Below are 16,270 nucleotides of genomic sequence, written 5' to 3'. Positions count from 1 at the left end.
CGCCGGGTTTGCCGCCTGAGGCGGCGCGGCTCGCTTCGGCCGGGTTCGCCGGTTCGGGGCCGGCTGTGGTTGCGGGGTCGCCGGGTTTGCCGCCTGAGGCGGCGCGGCTCGCTCCGGCCGGGTTCGCCGGTTCGGGGCCGTCTGGGGTGGCGGGGTCGCCGGGTTTGTCGCCTGAGGCGGCGCGGCTCGCTCCGGCCGGGTTCGCCGGTTCGGGACCGGCTGTGACGGCAGGGTCGCCCGGTTTCCCGCCTGAGGCGGCGCAACTCCCTTCGGCCGGGTTCGCCGGTTCGGGGCCGGCTGTGGTTGCGGGGTCGCCGGGTTCCCCGCCCGAGGCGGAGCAACTCCCGTCGGCCGGATTCGCCGGAGCTGGACCGGCTGCGGGGCCGGCGCCAACCCTCTCACCCCCCGAGGCGGCAACCAGGCTCGCGCCGGCGGGCGTGCCGTCCGCCGAGCCGATCGCGGGCTCGTTGAGCGTCCGGCACGCGTGGCCCTTGTTGCCTCTGCGCGAACCCGAGGCCGGCGTCGCCACCGTGCTCGCCGATCCGCGTGGGCTGCGGCGGATCATCGCGCAGCACAACCGGTGGCGGACCGTCTGGACCGCCGACGACGTCCTCGAGGCCTGCTACGCCCTGTCCCTCGCCCACCTCGCGCCGCCGCGGTCCGCGTTGCTCGCCGAAGGGTTTCCGCTGCGTCTTCCGGCCGCGGACCGGGTTCTGCCGCCGATGCCCGAACCGCGGGAGGTGGCCGCCGAAGTGGTGGTGGCGGCCCCGCCGGAGGTCGACGAACCCGGTCCGCCCCGGTCGCGGGGGCCGGCCTCCGCGGTCTTCCCGCGGCCCCGGCCGATCCGGCAGGTGCCGTGGGGGCTGGTCGTGGTGCTGAGCCTGCTCGTGACGGTCGGGATCATCGCCGCCGTGTTCGTCGCGGAGGTCTTCCACGGCGGTTGACGCGTTTCGTTCGCGTCAACTGGGCCGATTGCACCGTTTCCCCGGCGCGTCTCCTGGGCATCATGCGGGAGACGTGAAAGGGGCTCACGATGTCGCGCACCAAAGCGCTCACCCTGGTCCTGCTGACCGCCGTGGCGGGCACCGCGCTGGCCGGGTGCAAGCCCGAAGACCTCGCCGCCGGGGGGCAAGGCAGCCAACCGGGCGGGACGGCCGCCGCGGCGCCGGTCGCGCCCGCCGAGGCCCGCACCGAGCTGAACGCGCTGCAGGTCGCCGTCCGCGGGACCATGGACGGCTACTCGCGGGACGAGTTCCCGCACTGGGACAAGGTCGACGGCGCCTGCGACACCCGCGAACAGGTGCTCAAGCGCGACGGCAAGAACGTCTCCGTCGACGCCCAGTGCGCCGCCAAGTCGGGCACCTGGGTCAGCGCCTACGACGGCCAGACCTGGACGAAGGCGTCCGATGTGGACATCGACCACATGGTGCCGCTCGGGCAGGCCTGGATCAGCGGCGCCAAGAAGTGGACGAAGGAACGCCGGGAGCAGTTCGCGAACGACCTGGTCCGCCCGCAGCTGCACGCGGTGACCGACAACCTCAACGAGCAGAAGAGCGACAAGGCCCCCGACGCCTGGAAGCCGCCGCTCGTGTCGTACTGGTGCACCTACGCGACCGACTGGATCGTCGTCAAGCGCAACTACGGCCTGACGATCACCGTCCCGGAAAAGACCGCCCTGGAGACCATGCTCGCCAAGTGCTAGCCCAGTGACCGCGCCGCGGCGAGGGCCTGCGCGGCGTAGGACTGTCCGAACAGGACGGTGTGCACCAGCAGCGGGAACAGCTGGTGCATGCCGATCCGGTCGCGCCGGCCGTCGGCCAGGGGCGCGGTCTCGTCGTACGCGGCCACGATCCGGTCCAGGTGCGGGCAGCCGAACAGGTGCAGCATCGCCAGGTCCGTCTCGCGGTGCCCGCCGTGCGCGGCCGGGTCGATCAGCCACGCCTCCCGGCCGTCCCACAGGACGTTGCCGTTCCACAGGTCGCCGTGCAGCCGTGCGGGCGGTTCGTCCGGAGCCGCGAGCCGGGCGCACGCGCGCTCGAACGGCGCGGCCTCGAGCAGCCCGGCGTCGACGGCCTGCCGCACGTAAGGCAGGACGCGGTGCGCCGCGTACCACGACGCCCAGTCGTCGCCCGGGACGTTCGCCATCGGCGCCAGGCCGATCCACGCGTCGGCGGGGCCGCCCGGGGGAGCGGCCCCGAACGCGGGCGCGCCGGCCGCGTGCAGGCGGGCGAGGCCGCGGCCGAACCGTTCCGCGGCGGCCGGATCGGGCCGTCCGGCGGGGACGCGGTCGAGGACGAGCTGGTCGTCGTCGTGGCTGTGCACCGCCGGCACCGGCACCGCACCCGCCGCGGCCAGCCAGCGCAGGCCCGCCACCTCGGCCGCCGTCGCGCGCGGCCCGGCACCGCGCTTGACCACGACGGCGCGGCCGTCGTCCAGTACGGCCTCGGTCAGGTCGCTCATGACCCGCACGGTACCGGCGCGCTACGGTGGTCGCGTGCAGGACTTCGAACGGGTGCTCGGCGCACTGGCGGACGTGGAACGGTCCGAGGCGCGCGACTACTCGTCGTTCAGCGTGCGCGGCAAGCGGTTCGGCTACTACTGGCCGCGCACGCGCACGGTCGGCCTCAAGCAGACGATCTCCGAGCAGCTCGCGCTCGTCTCCGAACGCCCGGACGTCTTCGAGATCCAGTTCACCACCGGCGGTTTCGGCTGGGTCGTCGTGTACCTGGACGGCATCGAGGCCGACGAGCTGGCCGAACTGATTTACGAGGCCTGGCGGTTGTCGGCACCGGACGAGCTGGTCGCCGAGGTGCCCTTCACCAGGATCGCCCGGGTGTAGAGCAGGTCGAACCCCTGCCGCTGCACGTTCTGGTGCGACTTCGACCCCGGCTGCGTGGTGACGACGGCGACGTCGCACCCGGCTTCGGCCGCCGCGGCGAGCCGGGCCCGCAGCAACGCCGTCTGCACACCCCGCCGCCGGTGCGCGGGGAGGGTGGCCGCACCGGTGAACTGCGCGATCCCGTCCGTGGCGCGGAAACTGGCACCCCCGGCGAACTCGCCGCCGCGCACCGCGACGTACCGCCTGACCCCGGCCATGTCCCGCAACGCGCGGACCAGCGTCTCCCGCGGGAAGTCCTCGTGCGAGGGCAGCCCCTCGGTGTCGGCGACGGCGCTCGCGTCCGCGACCATGGCCAGCCACTGCTCCAGTTCGTCGTCGCGGCACAGCCGGACGTCTTCGGGGAAGTCCGGGTCGCCGAGCCGCCGCCCGAGGACGTTCTCGAACGACTCCAGCCGGTAGCCGCGTTCGGTGAGGAACGCGCCGACCGCGGAATCGGCCAGCTGGCACAGCTCGACCTGGACCGGGGCGCCCAGCTCCGCGAAGGCCTGCTCGACCTCCGCCAGCTCGGCGTCGGACGGCAGGCCGTCGAAACCGAGCGCGGCGATCTTGGTGAACGGCGAGTCCGCCTCGGCGAGGCTCGCGACCCCGCCGGCGAGCGGGCGCGCGAACCCGGCACCGCGTCGGACTCGCCCGGCCTCGGTGCACGACGAGATCAGCCGCGCCTCGGCGCGTTCGATCCGCGCCGCCAGCGCCGTGTCGCAGAAAAGCCGGTCCCCGCCCATGCGTCCAGCCTGCCGGACGCACGGGCGGGGACCAACCGATTTATCCTTCGACGCGGTGCGATGCCCAGAACGACGTCAGGTCCGTCGACCCGGCCGCCGCCTGCGCCGCGGCCTTGAACTCGGCCGTGGTCGACACCCCGTACCAGTGCGACTGCGCGTACGACTTCAGCAGGTTCGCCATCGGCGTGTCGCCGATGAGCCGCCGCAGGTCGTGCAGGGTGCACTTGCCGTAGTTGTAGACCACGGTGGAGTACCGCGACGAATGCGCGTCCCAGTACGCCATCGAGTTGGTCAGCTTCTCCGCGCTCGACTGCCACGTGATGCCGCAGCCGCTGCCGGTGACACCCCGGTAGAGGTCGGTGGCGTAGTCGGTGAAGCTCTCGTCGAGCCACGGCGAGTTGTACTCGTCGTCACCGACGATCCCGTAGAACCACTGGTGCGCCAGCTCGTGCGGGAGCGCCGTGGTCGACACGAGGTCCATCACGAAGCCCGGGTACTCCATGCCGCCGAACCAGAAGTTGTTGTCCAGCACCACGTCCACCTCGCCGTACGGGTAGTCGCCGAAGCGGCCCGAGTGGACGTCGATGGAGTCGGCGGCGAGCGTCAGCATCTGGTTCGCGCTGCTCGTGGAGATCCCGCTGACCGAGTAGACGTTGACCCGCACGCCCTTGCCGGACGTCGTGCTGATCTTCGCGAACGGCCCGGCGCCCCACGCGAAGTCACGCACCTTGTTCGCGACGGCGTGCGTGGTCGTCGTGCTGCCGCTGGTCGTCTCGGTCGACGTGCCGGTGGCCGGGGTCAGCACCGTGCTCGGGTGCACGAGGGTGACGTCGAAGTCGCTGATCAGGCTGTAGAACGCCTCGCCGTTGTTGGTGTACGGGTCGAGGTGCCAGCCCGCGCCGTCGCGGACCGCCAGGATCGGCAGCGCGTTGCCGATCATGTTGAACGCGCCGTCGTGGCCGAACCGGTCGGCGCCGCTGGGCACGACGATCTTCAGGTCGAACCCGATCGACGCCGACTGCCCCTGCGCCAGCGGCGAGGGCAGCGTGATCTTCAGCGCGGTGCAGTTGACGCTCAGGGCCGACGCCGTGCCGCCGGTGACGTTCGTGACCGTGATCGGCGTGGTCGGGCAGGTGCCGTGGTAGTTGTCCCAGAGCCGCAGGTAGACCTCGGGCAGCGCGGTCGGCGAGCCGTTGGTGAAGCTGACGGACTGGTGCCCGTTCCAGGTGTCGCCGGCGGTGTTCGACGTCAGGTTCACCGTGTAGGCCGGGTTGATCGGCGTGCGCGTCGAGTCGGCGGGGGCCGAGCCGATCGTCCACGAGAACGTGGCGCTGCCGCTGTTGCCGCCGGGATCCTTCGCCGTGACGGTGACCGACGACGTGCCGGCGGTGGTCGGCGTGCCGGTGATCTTCCCGGTGCTCGCGCCGACGGCCAGCCCGGCGGGCAGGCCGGTCGCGGTCCAGGTCAGCGCGTCGTTCTGCGGGTCGGTGGCCTGGACCTGCAGCGACACCGCCTGGCCGACGGCGGTGCTCTGGCTGCCGGGCGAGGTGACGACCGGCGACTGCGGGTTGGACGTCCCGGTCGTGGTCAGGGCGAAGTCGTCGAGGAGGAAGTTGGTGGCCAGGCTCGAGTCCTCGGTGCCGGTGACCTTGAGGGTCACGGTCTGCCCGAGGTAGCGCGAGACGTCCACGGTGCGCTGGACGTAGCCGGTGTTCTTGTCGAGGTTCGAATAGCTCGCGAGGGTGTCGGTCCCGGCCTGCACCACGAGCTTGTCGTAGGCGGTCGTCGTCGACGTCTCCTTGGTGTCGACGTGTGACCACCAGGTCAGGCTCGCCGTGGCGCAGCCGGCCGGGAGCGTCAGGGACTGGGACAGGGTGTCGGTGTGGGTGGTGCCGTAGCCGTCCAGCCAGGCGTCCATCGTGCCGCCGTGCGCCGGTTCCGCGGTGGTCGCCGCGGAGATGACACCACTGGTCTGGGTCCACGGCGTGGTGCCGCTCTCGAACCCGCCGTTGCCGACGAGCTGGTCACCGCAGACCGCGGCGGCGGCTTGCGCCGGCGCGGCGACGGCGACTGTGCCCAGCAGGCCCACGGCCACACCGAGCGCAGCGGAAAGCACCCTCGATCTCATGAGGTCGTCCTTTCGCGGCCCCGCACCTCGGAGCCTTGGAAAGCGTCCTCTGCGGGTCCGGTGGCAACAACCCGCCATGAGTCGGGTTCGTGCGGTTACGCCTGCTGGAGCACGTTGAGCAGGATGACGAGCAGCGCGATGGCGCCGACCACCGCGATGCCGGCGCCGACGATGCTCCGGATCATCTCCCCGAAGCCCTTGGCGGTCCGGGCGCGGTAGGCGGAGTAGTTGGAGCGGGCCTCCCTGGCGTGGTGGACCCGGCCGCCGACGAGCAGCCCGGCGCCCAGCGCGAGCAGGACGGCGATGAAAACGGACACGATCTGTACCTCTTCCCCTCGGGTTCCGCCGTCGAAGAACGACGACGGCCTCATTACTAGACCCGACGGACGAGCCGCGCCACGGCTTTAGGACTTCCGGTCCCCGGGCCGGTCGGCCCTGGTGCCCTCCGGCGGCGGCGTTCCCGCGAGAGCAGACCCTCTCGTACAGCGTTATTCGTCGTTTTCCTTGCCGGGCAGGAGGGTTTCGGTGGTTCAGTCCCGTGTGGCCAGTCCGGCGTGTCGCTCCCGCAGTTCACGCTTGACGATCTTTCCGCTGGGGTTCTTGGGAAGCCGGTCCGCGAACACGACGTACTTGGGACATTTGTAACCGGCCAGCCGCGCGCGGGCGTGGTCGATCACCTGCGCCGCGGTCAATTCGACATCTTCGCGGGGCACGACCACGGCGGTGACGGCTTCGATCCAGTGTGGATGGCCGATCCCGAACACGGCGACTTCGGCGACGCCGTCCAGCAGGTACAGGGCTTCTTCGACCTCGCGGCTCGCGACGTTCTCGCCGCCGGTCTTGATCATGTCCTTCTTGCGGTCCACGACGGACAGGTAGCCGTCCTCGTCGACGACGCCCAGATCGCCGGAGTGGAACCAGCCCGCGCGGAACGCCTCCGCCGTCTTCTCCTCGTCCCGGTAGTAGCCGAGGGTGGCGTGCGGGCTGCGGTGCACGATCTCGCCGACGACGCCCGGCGCCACCGGGTTGTCCTCGTCGTCGACGATGCGCGTCTCGACGTTGAGCGACGCCCGCCCGGCCGAGCCGGCCCGGGGGAGCTGCTCGTCGGGACGCAGGATCGTGGCCAGCGGCGCCATTTCCGTCTGGCCGTAGAAGTTCCACAGGTCGACCTCCGGCAGCCGGCGGCGCAGTTCGCGCAGGACCTCGACCGGCATCGCCGACGCGCCGTAGTAACCCTTGCGCAGGCTCGACAGGTCGGTGCGGTCGAAGTTTTCGTGGCGCAGCAAGGAGATCCACACGGTCGGCGGCGCGAACAGCTTCGTCGCCCGCTCCCGCTCGACGGCCGCGAGCAGCGCCGCCGGGTCCGGCCCGGGCAGGATGACGCTGGTGGCGCCGAGGTAGACGTCGACGGAGAAGAAGCAGTCCAGCTGGGCGCAGTGGTAGAGCGGGAGCGAGTGCACCTCGACGTCGTCGGCGCTCATCCCGCCGTCGATCACGCACGAGACGTACTGCGCGATCAGGGACCGGCTCGACAGCAGCACGCCTTTCGGCCGCGACTCCGTGCCGGAGGTGTACATCAGCCGCAGCGGGTCGTCGTCGGCGACGAAGACGTCCGGGGCCTGATCGTCTCCTTCGGACAGCCAGGCGCCAATGTCGTCCCAGCTGCCGTCGGGGCCGATCCGGCCGCGGACGACGTCGTCCAGTCCGGACAGTTCGAGGGCTTCGGCGGCGGTCGCTTCGAGCGCGTCCTCGGTGACGAAGGCGGCGGCCTCGGCGTGGCGGAGGATGTAGGCGACCTCGTCGGCACCGAGCATGAAGTTGACCGGGACCAGGAGCACGCCGAGTTTCGCGGTGGCGAAGGCCAGCACGCCGTACTGCCAGCAGTTGTGGCTCAGCAGCGCGAGCCGGTCGCCCTTGCGGAGGCCGCGCGCGGTGAGGGCGTGGGCGCAGCGGTTGGCGGCGGCTTCGAAATCGGCGAAGGTGAGCCGGGTGTCCCCGGAGACGACGGCGAGCTTGTCCGGCAGCCGCAGCGCGGTGCGGCGGAGGAGATCGCCCAGGGCGTGCTGCCGGGCGCGGCCGACGAGGGTGGCGGTGACCTGGTCCATCCCGGCAGTCTCGGTCGGGACGGTCCGGCCCGCAAGCCTCGGTTCAGCGCGCGGTGTCGTCGATCTGCACGGGGTAACCGGCACGCAGCACGGCGATCGTCGCCGGGGGAGTGAGGACTTGGGCCGTGCCGGTGGTGGGACGCGGCCGCCGGGTGCCGTAGCCCGCCGTCGTCCACTCCGTGAGGTGGTCGCCCAGGAGGAGTTCCGGGTGGTCGTCGCGGAGGACGAAGACGCCGTCCGGGAGGCCGGCCCAAGTCAGCTCGTGCAGCCGGCGGCGGTGGGTGCCGCGGTGGAGGCGTTCGCGGTGCAGCTGCCGGTTCATCGCCGTCGCCGACGGCCCGCCGCCCCAGGCATCGCGGTAGGCGGTGTACGCGGGCCGGCGGCACTCGCCGCAGGGCCGGTGCCCGGCGGCGAACGAGACGGCTTCGTCGTGGAAGTACAGGTGCGTGTAGCGGCCCGGCAGCCACTGCTCGCGCCACCGGCCGCGGAACTCGAGCACGCAGGTGATCCACAGGTCGCCGGCGTGGAAGCGGACGATCTCGTGGCGCTCGTGCAGCACCCCGCGGTTGCCGGTCCACGTGCCGCGCAGCGGGACGTCGACGATCCCGCCGGTCGGCGTCACGCGGTTGCGCACGGTGTTCCCCCAGGTCCCGGACGGTGGCGTCCGGAGTGGCGGCGGACGCGGGCGCGACGCAGAATGCGCGCATGCACCCCACGCCGGTCCGCGTGGCGCGCCTGACCGACCCGGCCGGGCCCGCCGACGGTACCCGCGTGCTCGTGGAACGGCTCTGGCCGCGGGGCGCGTCCCGATCGGTCGAGCTGGACGGCTGGTACCGCCAGCTGGCACCGTCGGACGAGCTGCGCACCTGGTACGGCCACGACCCGGACCGCTTCGCCGAGTTCGCGGACCGCTACCGCGCGGAGCTGCGCGAGCCGGACCGCCTCGCGGCCCTGGCGAGGCTCCGCGAACTGGCGGCGGGCGGCCCGCTCACCCTGCTGACGGCAAGCACGACGCTGCCCCTCAGCCAGGCGGCGGTCCTGGCCGCCGTCCTCACCGCCGCCCCCTGACCCACGACCTCGCCGGTCCGTGAAGGACTCCTTGAGGGACTCAGAGTCCCTCAAGGAGTCCTTCACGGACCGTGGGCAGGTGGTCATGGGCGGGTTGCGGAGGTGGGGGCGGCGTGGGTGGTCACCGTGGTCGTGGTGGTGCCCAGGGTGTCGTGGCGGGCCGTCAGGGTCAGGGTGCCCGCGGGGCCCGCGAACGGGCGCAGCCAGACCGCGGCCGCGCCGCCGGTGGCCGCGAGGTCCAGTGTGGCGTCCCCGACCAGCTCGCCCGGGCCCGTCAGGGTGAGGGACACCTTCCCGCCCGCCGACGCGCGCAGGGTGCCGTAGCGGTCCGTGGCCGCCACGACGACGCGGGTGGCGTCGGCGCCGTCGGATAGCAGGTCCGTGTCGTCCGGGACGCAGCTCAGCACGTCCCGGCTCCGGTCGCCGCTGTAGCGCCGGGTCACCAGCACGCGGTCGCCCACGTAACCGTCGACGCGCAGTTCGGCCCGGGACAGCGGGAAGTCCACCGCGAACGGCGGGTACCGCAGGTGCGGGAAGTCCGCCCGGCGGCTGCGGGCCGTGCCCGCGTGCCGGTCGGCCAGGAACACCTCCAGGCGGTCGCAGTTCGACCAGATCGTCGCGCCCGGCCCCGGCAGCCCGGCCACGAAGTCCCACGCGAACCCGGCCTCGACGACCGCGCGCACCCGCGGATCGCCCTGCGAGGCGTAGAAGGCCGCCGCCGGCTTCGGGATCCGGAAGATGTCGGACACCCCGGCGAACTTCGAGCCGCCCATCGAGCGCTGCCAGCCCGACGGGTAGTCGAACGCGCACCACGCGAGCAGGCCGCTGTAGCGGTCGTCGGCCGCGGCCAGGTCGTGGGCCTTCGCGTGCAGCTCGGCCTGCAGCTGCTGGTTCGCGTTCGGGTCGGTGCGCCGGTACGCGCGGGCGCCGGCGAGCGTGCCGATCGACTCCGTCACCAGGTACGGCACGCCCGGCCGCGGCGGCTTCAGCTGGAACGGCGCGCCGCGGTGCGCGGTGTAGTCGTTGTAGGCGAGCACCTGCTCGTCGGTGCCCGGCGGCAACGCCAGCCGCGCGCCGGTGGTGCTGGCCAGCGCGCCGCTGGTCGGTCGCGACGGGTCGAGCTGCTTCGCGAGTTTCCCGGTCTTCAGGTACATCTCCGTGGTCCCGGTCGCCTCGTTGACGCGGGTGCCCCACACGACGATGCTCGGGTGGTTGCGGTCCCGCACGACCATCGCCGAGACGTCCCGCAGGTTCTGCTGCTGCCACGCGGCGTCGCCGACGCGGCCCCAGCCGGGGATCTCCTCCCACACCAGCAGGCCCAGCTCGTCGCACGCGTCGAGGAACGCGCTCGACTGCGGGTAGTGCGAGCAGCGGACCATCGTGCAGTTCAGCTCGCGGCGCAGGATCTCGGCGTCGCGCCGCTGGACCCGGTCGGGCATCGCGCCGCCGGCGAACGGGTACCACTGGTGGCGGTTGAGCCCGAGCAGCTTGAGCCGGCTGCCGTTGAGGAAGAAGCCGTCCGGGGTGAACCTGGCTTCGCGGAACCCGACGCGCACCACGCGCCGGTCGAGCCGCCGCGGCCCGGAGCGCACGCTCACCGTGACGTCGCACAGCGCGGGATCCTCGACGTCCCACAGCCGGACGGCGCCGAGCCCGCCGACGTCGAAGGTGACGGTCTTCGTCCCGACGGGCATCGGCCCGAGGGTCGTGGCGCCCTGGGCCAGTTCCCGGCCCGCCTGGCTCACCGACGCGGTGAGCTGCAGCGGCTCGCCGATCGCGGCGGTCGTGTCCAGCTCGCAGGTCAGGCGCAGCGACCGGGCCGGGCCCAGGACGTCGGTGGGGCACGCGAAGACGTCGGTGAGGCGGGTGCGCGGCACCGTGCCGATCGTGGCCGGGCGGTAGATCCCGGCCGGCTGGTAGAAGTCGATCACCGACGGGCCGGCCAGCCGCGGCAGGTTGGGCGGGACGTCGAGCTGCCACCGCCCGTCGACCACCACGGCGAGGATGTTGTCGCCTGCCGTGACCTGCGGCAGCTCCACTTCGAACGGCAGGTAACCGCCGTTGTGGGAGGTGACGAGCGTGCCGTTGAGGTAGACGGTCGCGTTGGTCATGACGCCGTCGAACCGGGCCCGCACGCGCTCGGACGCCATCGCCGGGGAGACCGTGAAGTGCTTGCGGTAGATCCACCGGTCCTGCCACGACGCCGGGTCCCAGCCGGTCCACGACAACGGCGTCACGCAGTGGGGGAGCTGGACGGGCGAAAGGTCTTCTTCGTCGAAGTCGGCGTCGGCACAGCCGTCCTCGTACCGCCCGAACAGCCAGAAATCGCCCAGCCGCACGGCATCCGGGTCCGGTTCCCCCATCCCGGCGGACCCGGCGACGGTGGCCCCCACGACGGCGGCGCCGAGCGCGGCCCCGCTCGCGGCGAGGAACCCGCGCCGCGAAAGCCGCCTTCCGTCCGCCATGCCGACCTCCGAGCTCGGGCGAGCACCGTGGCTCGATGAGCTCCAGTGTGTCCCCAACGGACCCACTGTGGCATCGCACCTGATCAACACGCCATTACGGGGGCCAGGTCAGCGCAGGGTCGAGGTGCGCACCACCAGTTCCGGGGTGAAAACGACTTGCCGGTGCTCGTGGGCGGTTTCGGTGGTTTCGGCCAGCAGCAGCTCCGCGGCGGTGCGGCCGAGGCGATGGCGGGGCTGGCGGACCGAGGTGAGCGGGACCGCGGCCGCCGCGGCGAACTCGATGTCGTCGTAGCCGACTATCGCCAGGTCCTCCGGGACGCGCATGCGCAGGGTGGCGCAGGTCTGCAGCAGGCCGAGGGCGACCAGGTCGTTGGCGCAGAACGCGGCGGTCGGGCGGATCGCCGCGGGCAGGCCGGCCAGGCGCTCGCCGGCGCCGCGGCCGTCGGCGACGGTCAGCGCCGTCGTCGTGAGGTCGACCAGGCGATCCGGGGCCAGACCGGCCGCGGCCAGCGCGCGCAACGCGCCCTGACGCCGGTCGCGCACCTGGCCGACCGTCGTGTGGTTGCCGATGAACGCGATCCGCTCGTGGCCCTGCTCGATCAGGTGCCGCACGGCGATCTCGCCGCCGTAGACGTCGTCGACGGCGACGGAACAGTGCTCGGTGCCATCCGGCGTGCGGTCCACGACGACCACCGGTGTGCCGCGGCGGGCGATCTCGCGCAGCAGCGGCGCGTCCGGGTCGACCGGCGTGATGAGGATGCCCTGCACGCGCTGCTGTTCGAGTCGGCCGAGGTAGGCCTCCTCCCGGGACGGCTGGTGCGCGCTGTTGCAGAGGAACAGGGAAAGGTCGCTCTCGTCGGCGGCGTCTTCCATGCCGGCCGCGACGTCGGTGAAGAAGGGGTTGCTGCCGTCGAGCATCACGTAGGCCAGCACGCGGCTGCGTCCGGCGCGGAGCTGGCGCGCGGACTCGTTGCGCACGAAGCGGAGTTCGGCCATCGCGGCCTCGACCTTCGCGCGCGTGGCGGGACTGACCCGGTCGGGCCGGTTCAGCACGTTGGACACCGTGCCGAGGGAGACGCCCGCGGCCGCGGCGACGTCCTTCATGCCCGCCGCCCTCGACTCGGCGCCGGACTCCTGGACCGTCATCTGACCCCCTCCTGAGCACGCACCGTTGAAACGTAACATCGCCACCAACTGCGCGGTCTTGAAGCCGTTTGGCCACGGTTCAGCCGATGCATTGACTTGTTCTTCGGCTGCATAGTAGCGTCACCGCGCCAGGTTTGTGAAACCTTTCAATGCCCCTTCGAACCGGAGGTCGCGATGACGCGGCAGGACCCGGGCCGAGCCCCTCTGCTGGAGGTGCGCGGCGTGAGCAAGTCGTTCGGCGCCGTCGCGGCGGTCGCCGGAGTGTCGTTCCCCCTGCACGCCGGGGAGGCCCACGCGCTGGTCGGGGAGAACGGCGCCGGCAAGTCCACGATCGTCAAGATGCTCGCCGGGGTGCACAAGCCCGACGACGGCACCTTGCTGCTCGACGGCGAACCGGTTTCGTTCGGCTCCCCGGCCGACGCGAAGGCCGCCGGCATCGCGGTGATCTACCAGGAACCCACGCTGTTCCCCGATCTTTCGGTCGCGGAGAACATCGTGATGGGCCGCCACCCGCGCAAGAGTCTCGGCCGCATCGACCGGGCCGCGATCCGCGCCGAAGCCGACCGGCTGTTCACCCGGCTCGGCGTCCGGATCGACCCGGCGCGCCCGGCTCGCGGCCTGTCGATCGCGGACCAGCAGATCGTGGAGATCGCCAAGGCGCTCAGCGCGGACGCCCGCGTGCTGATCATGGACGAGCCGACCGCCGCGCTGAGCCGCGTCGAGGTCGAGCGCCTGTTCACGGTCGCCCGGACGCTGCGCGAAGAAGGCGCGGCGATCATGTTCATCTCGCACCGCTTCGAGGAGATCACCGAGCTCTGCCAGCGCGTGACGATCATGCGCGACGGCAAGCACGTCTCCACGGACCTCGTCGCCGACGTCACGGTCGACGAAATGGTCCACCGCATGGTCGGGCGTGACCTCGACGCGCTGTTCCCCAAGCAGGACGTCGAACCCGGCGCCGCGGTCCTCGAAGTCGAAGGCCTGGCCCGGGAAGGCGTCTTCCGCGACATCTCGTTCTCGGTGCGCGCCGGCGAGATCGTCGCGTTCGCCGGGCTCGTCGGGTCCGGGCGCTCCGAGGTCGTCCAGGCCGTGTTCGGAGTGGACGAACGCGACGCCGGAGTGGTGCGGGTCAACGGGAAGAAGCTCAAGGCGCACTCGTCGCGGGCCGCGATGAACGCCGGGATGGCGCTGGTCCCCGAGGACCGGCGGCAGCAGGGCCTGATCATGGACCTCTCGATCGAGCGCAACGTGACGCTGCCGCGCTCCGGCGCGCTCGCGAACTTCGGGTTCCTGAGCGGCGGGAGCGAACGGCAGGAGGCGCGGCACTGGACCGAGCGGCTGCGCACCAAGTACCGCCGCCTCGGCGACCCCGTCGGCACGCTGTCCGGCGGCAACCAGCAGAAGGTCGTGCTGGCCAAGTGGCTCGCGATGGCGCCGAAGGTGCTGATCGTGGACGAACCGACCCGCGGCATCGACGTCGGCACGAAGGCCGAGGTGCACCGGCTGATGTCGTCGCTCGCGGCCGAAGGCGTCGCCGTCGTCATGGTGTCGTCCGAACTGCCGGAGGTGCTGGGCATGGCCGACCGCGTGCTGGTGATGCGGGAGGGGCGGATCGTCGCCGAGCTCCCGCGCGCCGAAGCCACCGAAGACTCGGTCATGTTCGCCGCGATGGGACAGGGGGCCGCCGCGTGAACGCGACCAAGGTGGCCGCACCGCCGCGGGAGTCTTCGAGCGACCGATCGTCTTGGACGGCGAACGTGTTCAAGGCCCGCGAATCCGGCATCGTGCTCGCGCTGATCGTCCTGGTGGCGTTCACCGCGACGCAGAACTCCCGGTTCCTCTCGGGCCAGAGCATCCGCGACATCCTGCTCGGCACGGCGATCCTCGCGGTGCTGGCCGTCGGGCAGGCGGTCGTGATCATCACCCGCAACATCGACCTGTCGGTCGGGTCCGTGCTCGGGCTCTCGGCGTTCGCCGTCGGCTCGCTGATGCGCGACAACCCGGGCCTGCCGGTGCTCGTGGCGGTGCTCGCCGGGATCGCCGTCGGCGCGGTCTGCGGCCTGCTCAACGGCGTGCTCGTCCGGTTCGGCCAGGTGCCGGCGCTGGTCGTCACCCTCGGCACGCTCTACGCGTTCCGCGGGGTCAGCTTCTTCTGGGCCGGCGGCCAGCAGATCAACGCCGACAAGCTGCCGTCGTCCTTCCTGGACTTCGGCACGGCGTCGATCCTCGGGATCCCGTGGCTGGTGCTGATCGCGGTGGTCGTACTGGTGATCGCCGGGATCGTGCTGCGCAGCTACCGCGCCGGCCGCGAGCTCTACGCGATGGGCTCCAGCCCGCAGGCGGCGAAGCTGGCCGGCATCAAGGTCGGCCGCAACACCAGCGCCGCGTTCCTGGTCAGCGGCGCGCTCGCCGGACTGGCCGGGGTCCTGTTCGCGGCGCGCTTCGGCACGGTCGACGCCGCCGCGGGCACCGGCTACGAGCTGAACGTCGTCGCCGCGGCCGTGGTCGGTGGCGTCGCGGTGTTCGGCGGCAGCGGCTCGGTCTGGGGCGCCGGCCTCGGCGCCTTGCTGCTCACGGTCATCGGCAGCGCCCTGGCCGTGCTCGACATCAACCAGTTCTGGCAGCAGGCGATCGTCGGCGCGCTGATCCTGCTGGCCATCGGGGCCGACCGGCTGGTCGCCGTCCGGGTCGCGAAAGCACTGAAGAAGAGGGATTCCCATGTCTGACAACGGGAACCGGTTCGGCAGGCTGCTCAGCTGGGACGCCGCGGTCGTGCTCGTGACGGTCGTGGTCGTGCTCGTCGCCTCCGGCGCCGTCGAGAACTTCGGCACCAGCCGCAACTTCACCTTCCTGCTGCTCGACCTGCTGCCGATCGCGCTGATCGCGTTGCCGATGACGTTCATCATCGTCACCGGCGAGATCGACCTCTCGGTGGCGAGCACGCTCGGGCTGACGTCCGCGGTGATGGGCTCGCTCTGGGACGCGGGCCTGTCGATCGAGATGATCATCCCGCTGTGCGTCGTGCTCGGCGCGATCCTCGGCGCCGTGAACGGCTTCTTCGTCACCGTCCTGAAACTGCCCGCCCTCGCCGTCACGATCGGCACGCTCGCGCTGTACCGCGGCCTGGCGTTTGTCGTCCTCGGCGACGGCGCGGTCGCCGACTTCCCGCGGGACTACACGAGCTGGGTCACCGGGACCATCGGCGACGGCCCGATCCCGAACGTCCTGATCCCGCTGATCGTGGTGGCGGCCCTGTTCGGTCTCGTGCTGCACGCGACGCCGATCGGCCGCAGCGTCTTCGCGGCCGGTGCCGGCGAGCAGGCCGCGCGGTTCGCCGGGATCCGCACCGGGCGGCTGAAGTTCTGGCTCTACGTCGTGAGCGGCGCGGTCGCCGGGGTCGCCGGGGTGCTGTGGACGCTGCGCTACTCCAGTGCCCGCGCCGACAACGGCTTCGGCCTCGAACTCGCCGTCGTGGCCGCTGTCCTGCTGGGCGGCGTGTCCATCTTCGGCGGCAAGGGCACCCTGCCCGGCGTCCTCGCCGGCGTGGTGCTGCTGGCCTCCCTGCAGAACGCCCTGCGCCTGCAGGACGTCTCGAACGAGGCGCTCAACATCGTGACCGGCGTGCTCCTGATCGTGTCGGTCCTGCTCCCCAACATCGTGTCCTCGGCCCGAACGGCGCTCCGGCGGCGGAACCGGGTCACAGCTTCCGGCGCGGTATCCCCAGAAAGGTGACGAAG

The 16,270-nt window shown here is 72.0% G+C and carries 15 protein-coding genes; 7 read left to right on the top strand and 8 right to left on the bottom strand.

From position 1 onward, the window contains the following. Positions 1–437 precede the first annotated feature (437 nt). The gene (locus tag OG494_RS14415) at positions 438–944 is read left to right on the top strand and encodes a hypothetical protein (RefSeq protein ID WP_328455838.1); all 507 of its coding nucleotides are present in this window, start codon (positions 438–440) and stop codon (positions 942–944) included. An 89-nt stretch (positions 945–1,033) separates the two neighbouring features. Next, entirely contained in the window at positions 1,034–1,702 is a 669-nt protein-coding gene (locus tag OG494_RS14410) for an HNH endonuclease family protein (protein WP_328455836.1), read from the top strand. Here OG494_RS14410 and OG494_RS14405 read toward each other — a convergent pair. Continuing rightward, positions 1,699–2,460, bottom strand: a complete 762-nt coding sequence (locus tag OG494_RS14405) for a fructosamine kinase family protein (RefSeq protein WP_328455834.1) — start codon at positions 2,458–2,460, stop codon at positions 1,699–1,701. The two genes, OG494_RS14410 and OG494_RS14405, sit on opposite strands and share 4 nt — an antisense overlap. Positions 2,461–2,494: 34 nt before the next feature. Between OG494_RS14405 and OG494_RS14400 the strand changes: the two genes are divergently transcribed. Then, on the top strand, positions 2,495–2,839 hold the full coding sequence (locus OG494_RS14400) for an MmcQ/YjbR family DNA-binding protein (protein WP_442874405.1): 345 nt from the start codon (positions 2,495–2,497) through the stop codon (positions 2,837–2,839). Here OG494_RS14400 and OG494_RS14395 read toward each other — a convergent pair. The 5 genes from OG494_RS14395 to OG494_RS14375 all read right to left on the bottom strand — a co-directional run bounded on the left by OG494_RS14395 (position 2,764) and on the right by OG494_RS14375 (position 8,488). Further along, positions 2,764–3,621, bottom strand: coding sequence for a GNAT family N-acetyltransferase (locus OG494_RS14395; protein ID WP_328455830.1), 858 nt, complete (start codon positions 3,619–3,621; stop codon positions 2,764–2,766). The genes OG494_RS14400 and OG494_RS14395 overlap by 76 nt on opposite strands. 40 nt (positions 3,622–3,661) lie before the next feature. Continuing rightward, a complete protein-coding gene (locus OG494_RS14390) occupies positions 3,662–5,737 on the bottom strand; it encodes a putative Ig domain-containing protein (RefSeq protein WP_328458941.1) in 2,076 nt (691 codons plus the stop codon). Between the two features lie 107 nt (positions 5,738–5,844). After that, on the bottom strand, positions 5,845–6,066 hold the full coding sequence (locus OG494_RS14385; protein WP_328455828.1) for a hypothetical protein: 222 nt from the start codon (positions 6,064–6,066) through the stop codon (positions 5,845–5,847). A gap of 213 nt (positions 6,067–6,279) precedes the next feature. After that, positions 6,280–7,854 (bottom strand): acyl-CoA synthetase, encoded by a 1,575-nt coding sequence (locus OG494_RS14380; protein WP_328455826.1) that lies wholly within the window; start codon positions 7,852–7,854, stop codon positions 6,280–6,282. A 43-nt stretch (positions 7,855–7,897) separates the two neighbouring features. Then, the gene (locus tag OG494_RS14375) at positions 7,898–8,488 is read right to left on the bottom strand and encodes a hypothetical protein (protein WP_328455824.1); all 591 of its coding nucleotides are present in this window, start codon (positions 8,486–8,488) and stop codon (positions 7,898–7,900) included. Between the two features lie 71 nt (positions 8,489–8,559). Here OG494_RS14375 and OG494_RS14370 point away from each other — a divergent pair, with 71 nt between their 5' ends. Continuing rightward, entirely contained in the window at positions 8,560–8,922 is a 363-nt protein-coding gene (locus tag OG494_RS14370; protein ID WP_328455822.1) for a DUF488 domain-containing protein, read from the top strand. A gap of 83 nt (positions 8,923–9,005) precedes the next feature. Here the strand turns inward: OG494_RS14370 and OG494_RS14365 are convergent, their stop codons facing one another. Together OG494_RS14365 and OG494_RS14360 are read right to left on the bottom strand one after the other, a co-directional pair. Further along, the gene (locus OG494_RS14365; protein WP_328455820.1) at positions 9,006–11,387 is read right to left on the bottom strand and encodes a glycoside hydrolase family 2 protein; all 2,382 of its coding nucleotides are present in this window, start codon (positions 11,385–11,387) and stop codon (positions 9,006–9,008) included. A 108-nt stretch (positions 11,388–11,495) separates the two neighbouring features. Further along, positions 11,496–12,533 (bottom strand): LacI family DNA-binding transcriptional regulator, encoded by a 1,038-nt coding sequence (locus tag OG494_RS14360; protein WP_328455818.1) that lies wholly within the window; start codon positions 12,531–12,533, stop codon positions 11,496–11,498. 174 nt (positions 12,534–12,707) lie between these two features. Here OG494_RS14360 and OG494_RS14355 point away from each other — a divergent pair, with 174 nt between their 5' ends. From OG494_RS14355 to OG494_RS14345, 3 genes are read left to right on the top strand one after another with little or no spacing between them, the layout of a single operon-like run. Further along, positions 12,708–14,225 carry a sugar ABC transporter ATP-binding protein gene (locus tag OG494_RS14355; protein WP_328455816.1) on the top strand — a complete coding sequence of 506 codons (1,518 nt, stop codon included), beginning with the start codon at positions 12,708–12,710 and terminating at the stop codon, positions 14,223–14,225. Further along, a complete protein-coding gene (locus OG494_RS14350; RefSeq protein WP_328455814.1) occupies positions 14,222–15,259 on the top strand; it encodes an ABC transporter permease in 1,038 nt (345 codons plus the stop codon). Before OG494_RS14355 ends, OG494_RS14350 begins: the two co-directional genes overlap by 4 nt. Continuing rightward, on the top strand, positions 15,252–16,265 hold the full coding sequence (locus OG494_RS14345; RefSeq protein WP_328455812.1) for an ABC transporter permease: 1,014 nt from the start codon (positions 15,252–15,254) through the stop codon (positions 16,263–16,265). Before OG494_RS14350 ends, OG494_RS14345 begins: the two co-directional genes overlap by 8 nt. The last annotated feature ends 5 nt before the right edge of the window (positions 16,266–16,270 follow it).

Origin of the sequence: Amycolatopsis sp. NBC_00438 (genome assembly GCF_036026695.1) — a bacterium.
Lineage (GTDB): Bacteria > Actinomycetota > Actinomycetes > Mycobacteriales > Pseudonocardiaceae > Amycolatopsis.
This window is presented reverse-complemented; position numbering and strand designations above follow the sequence as displayed.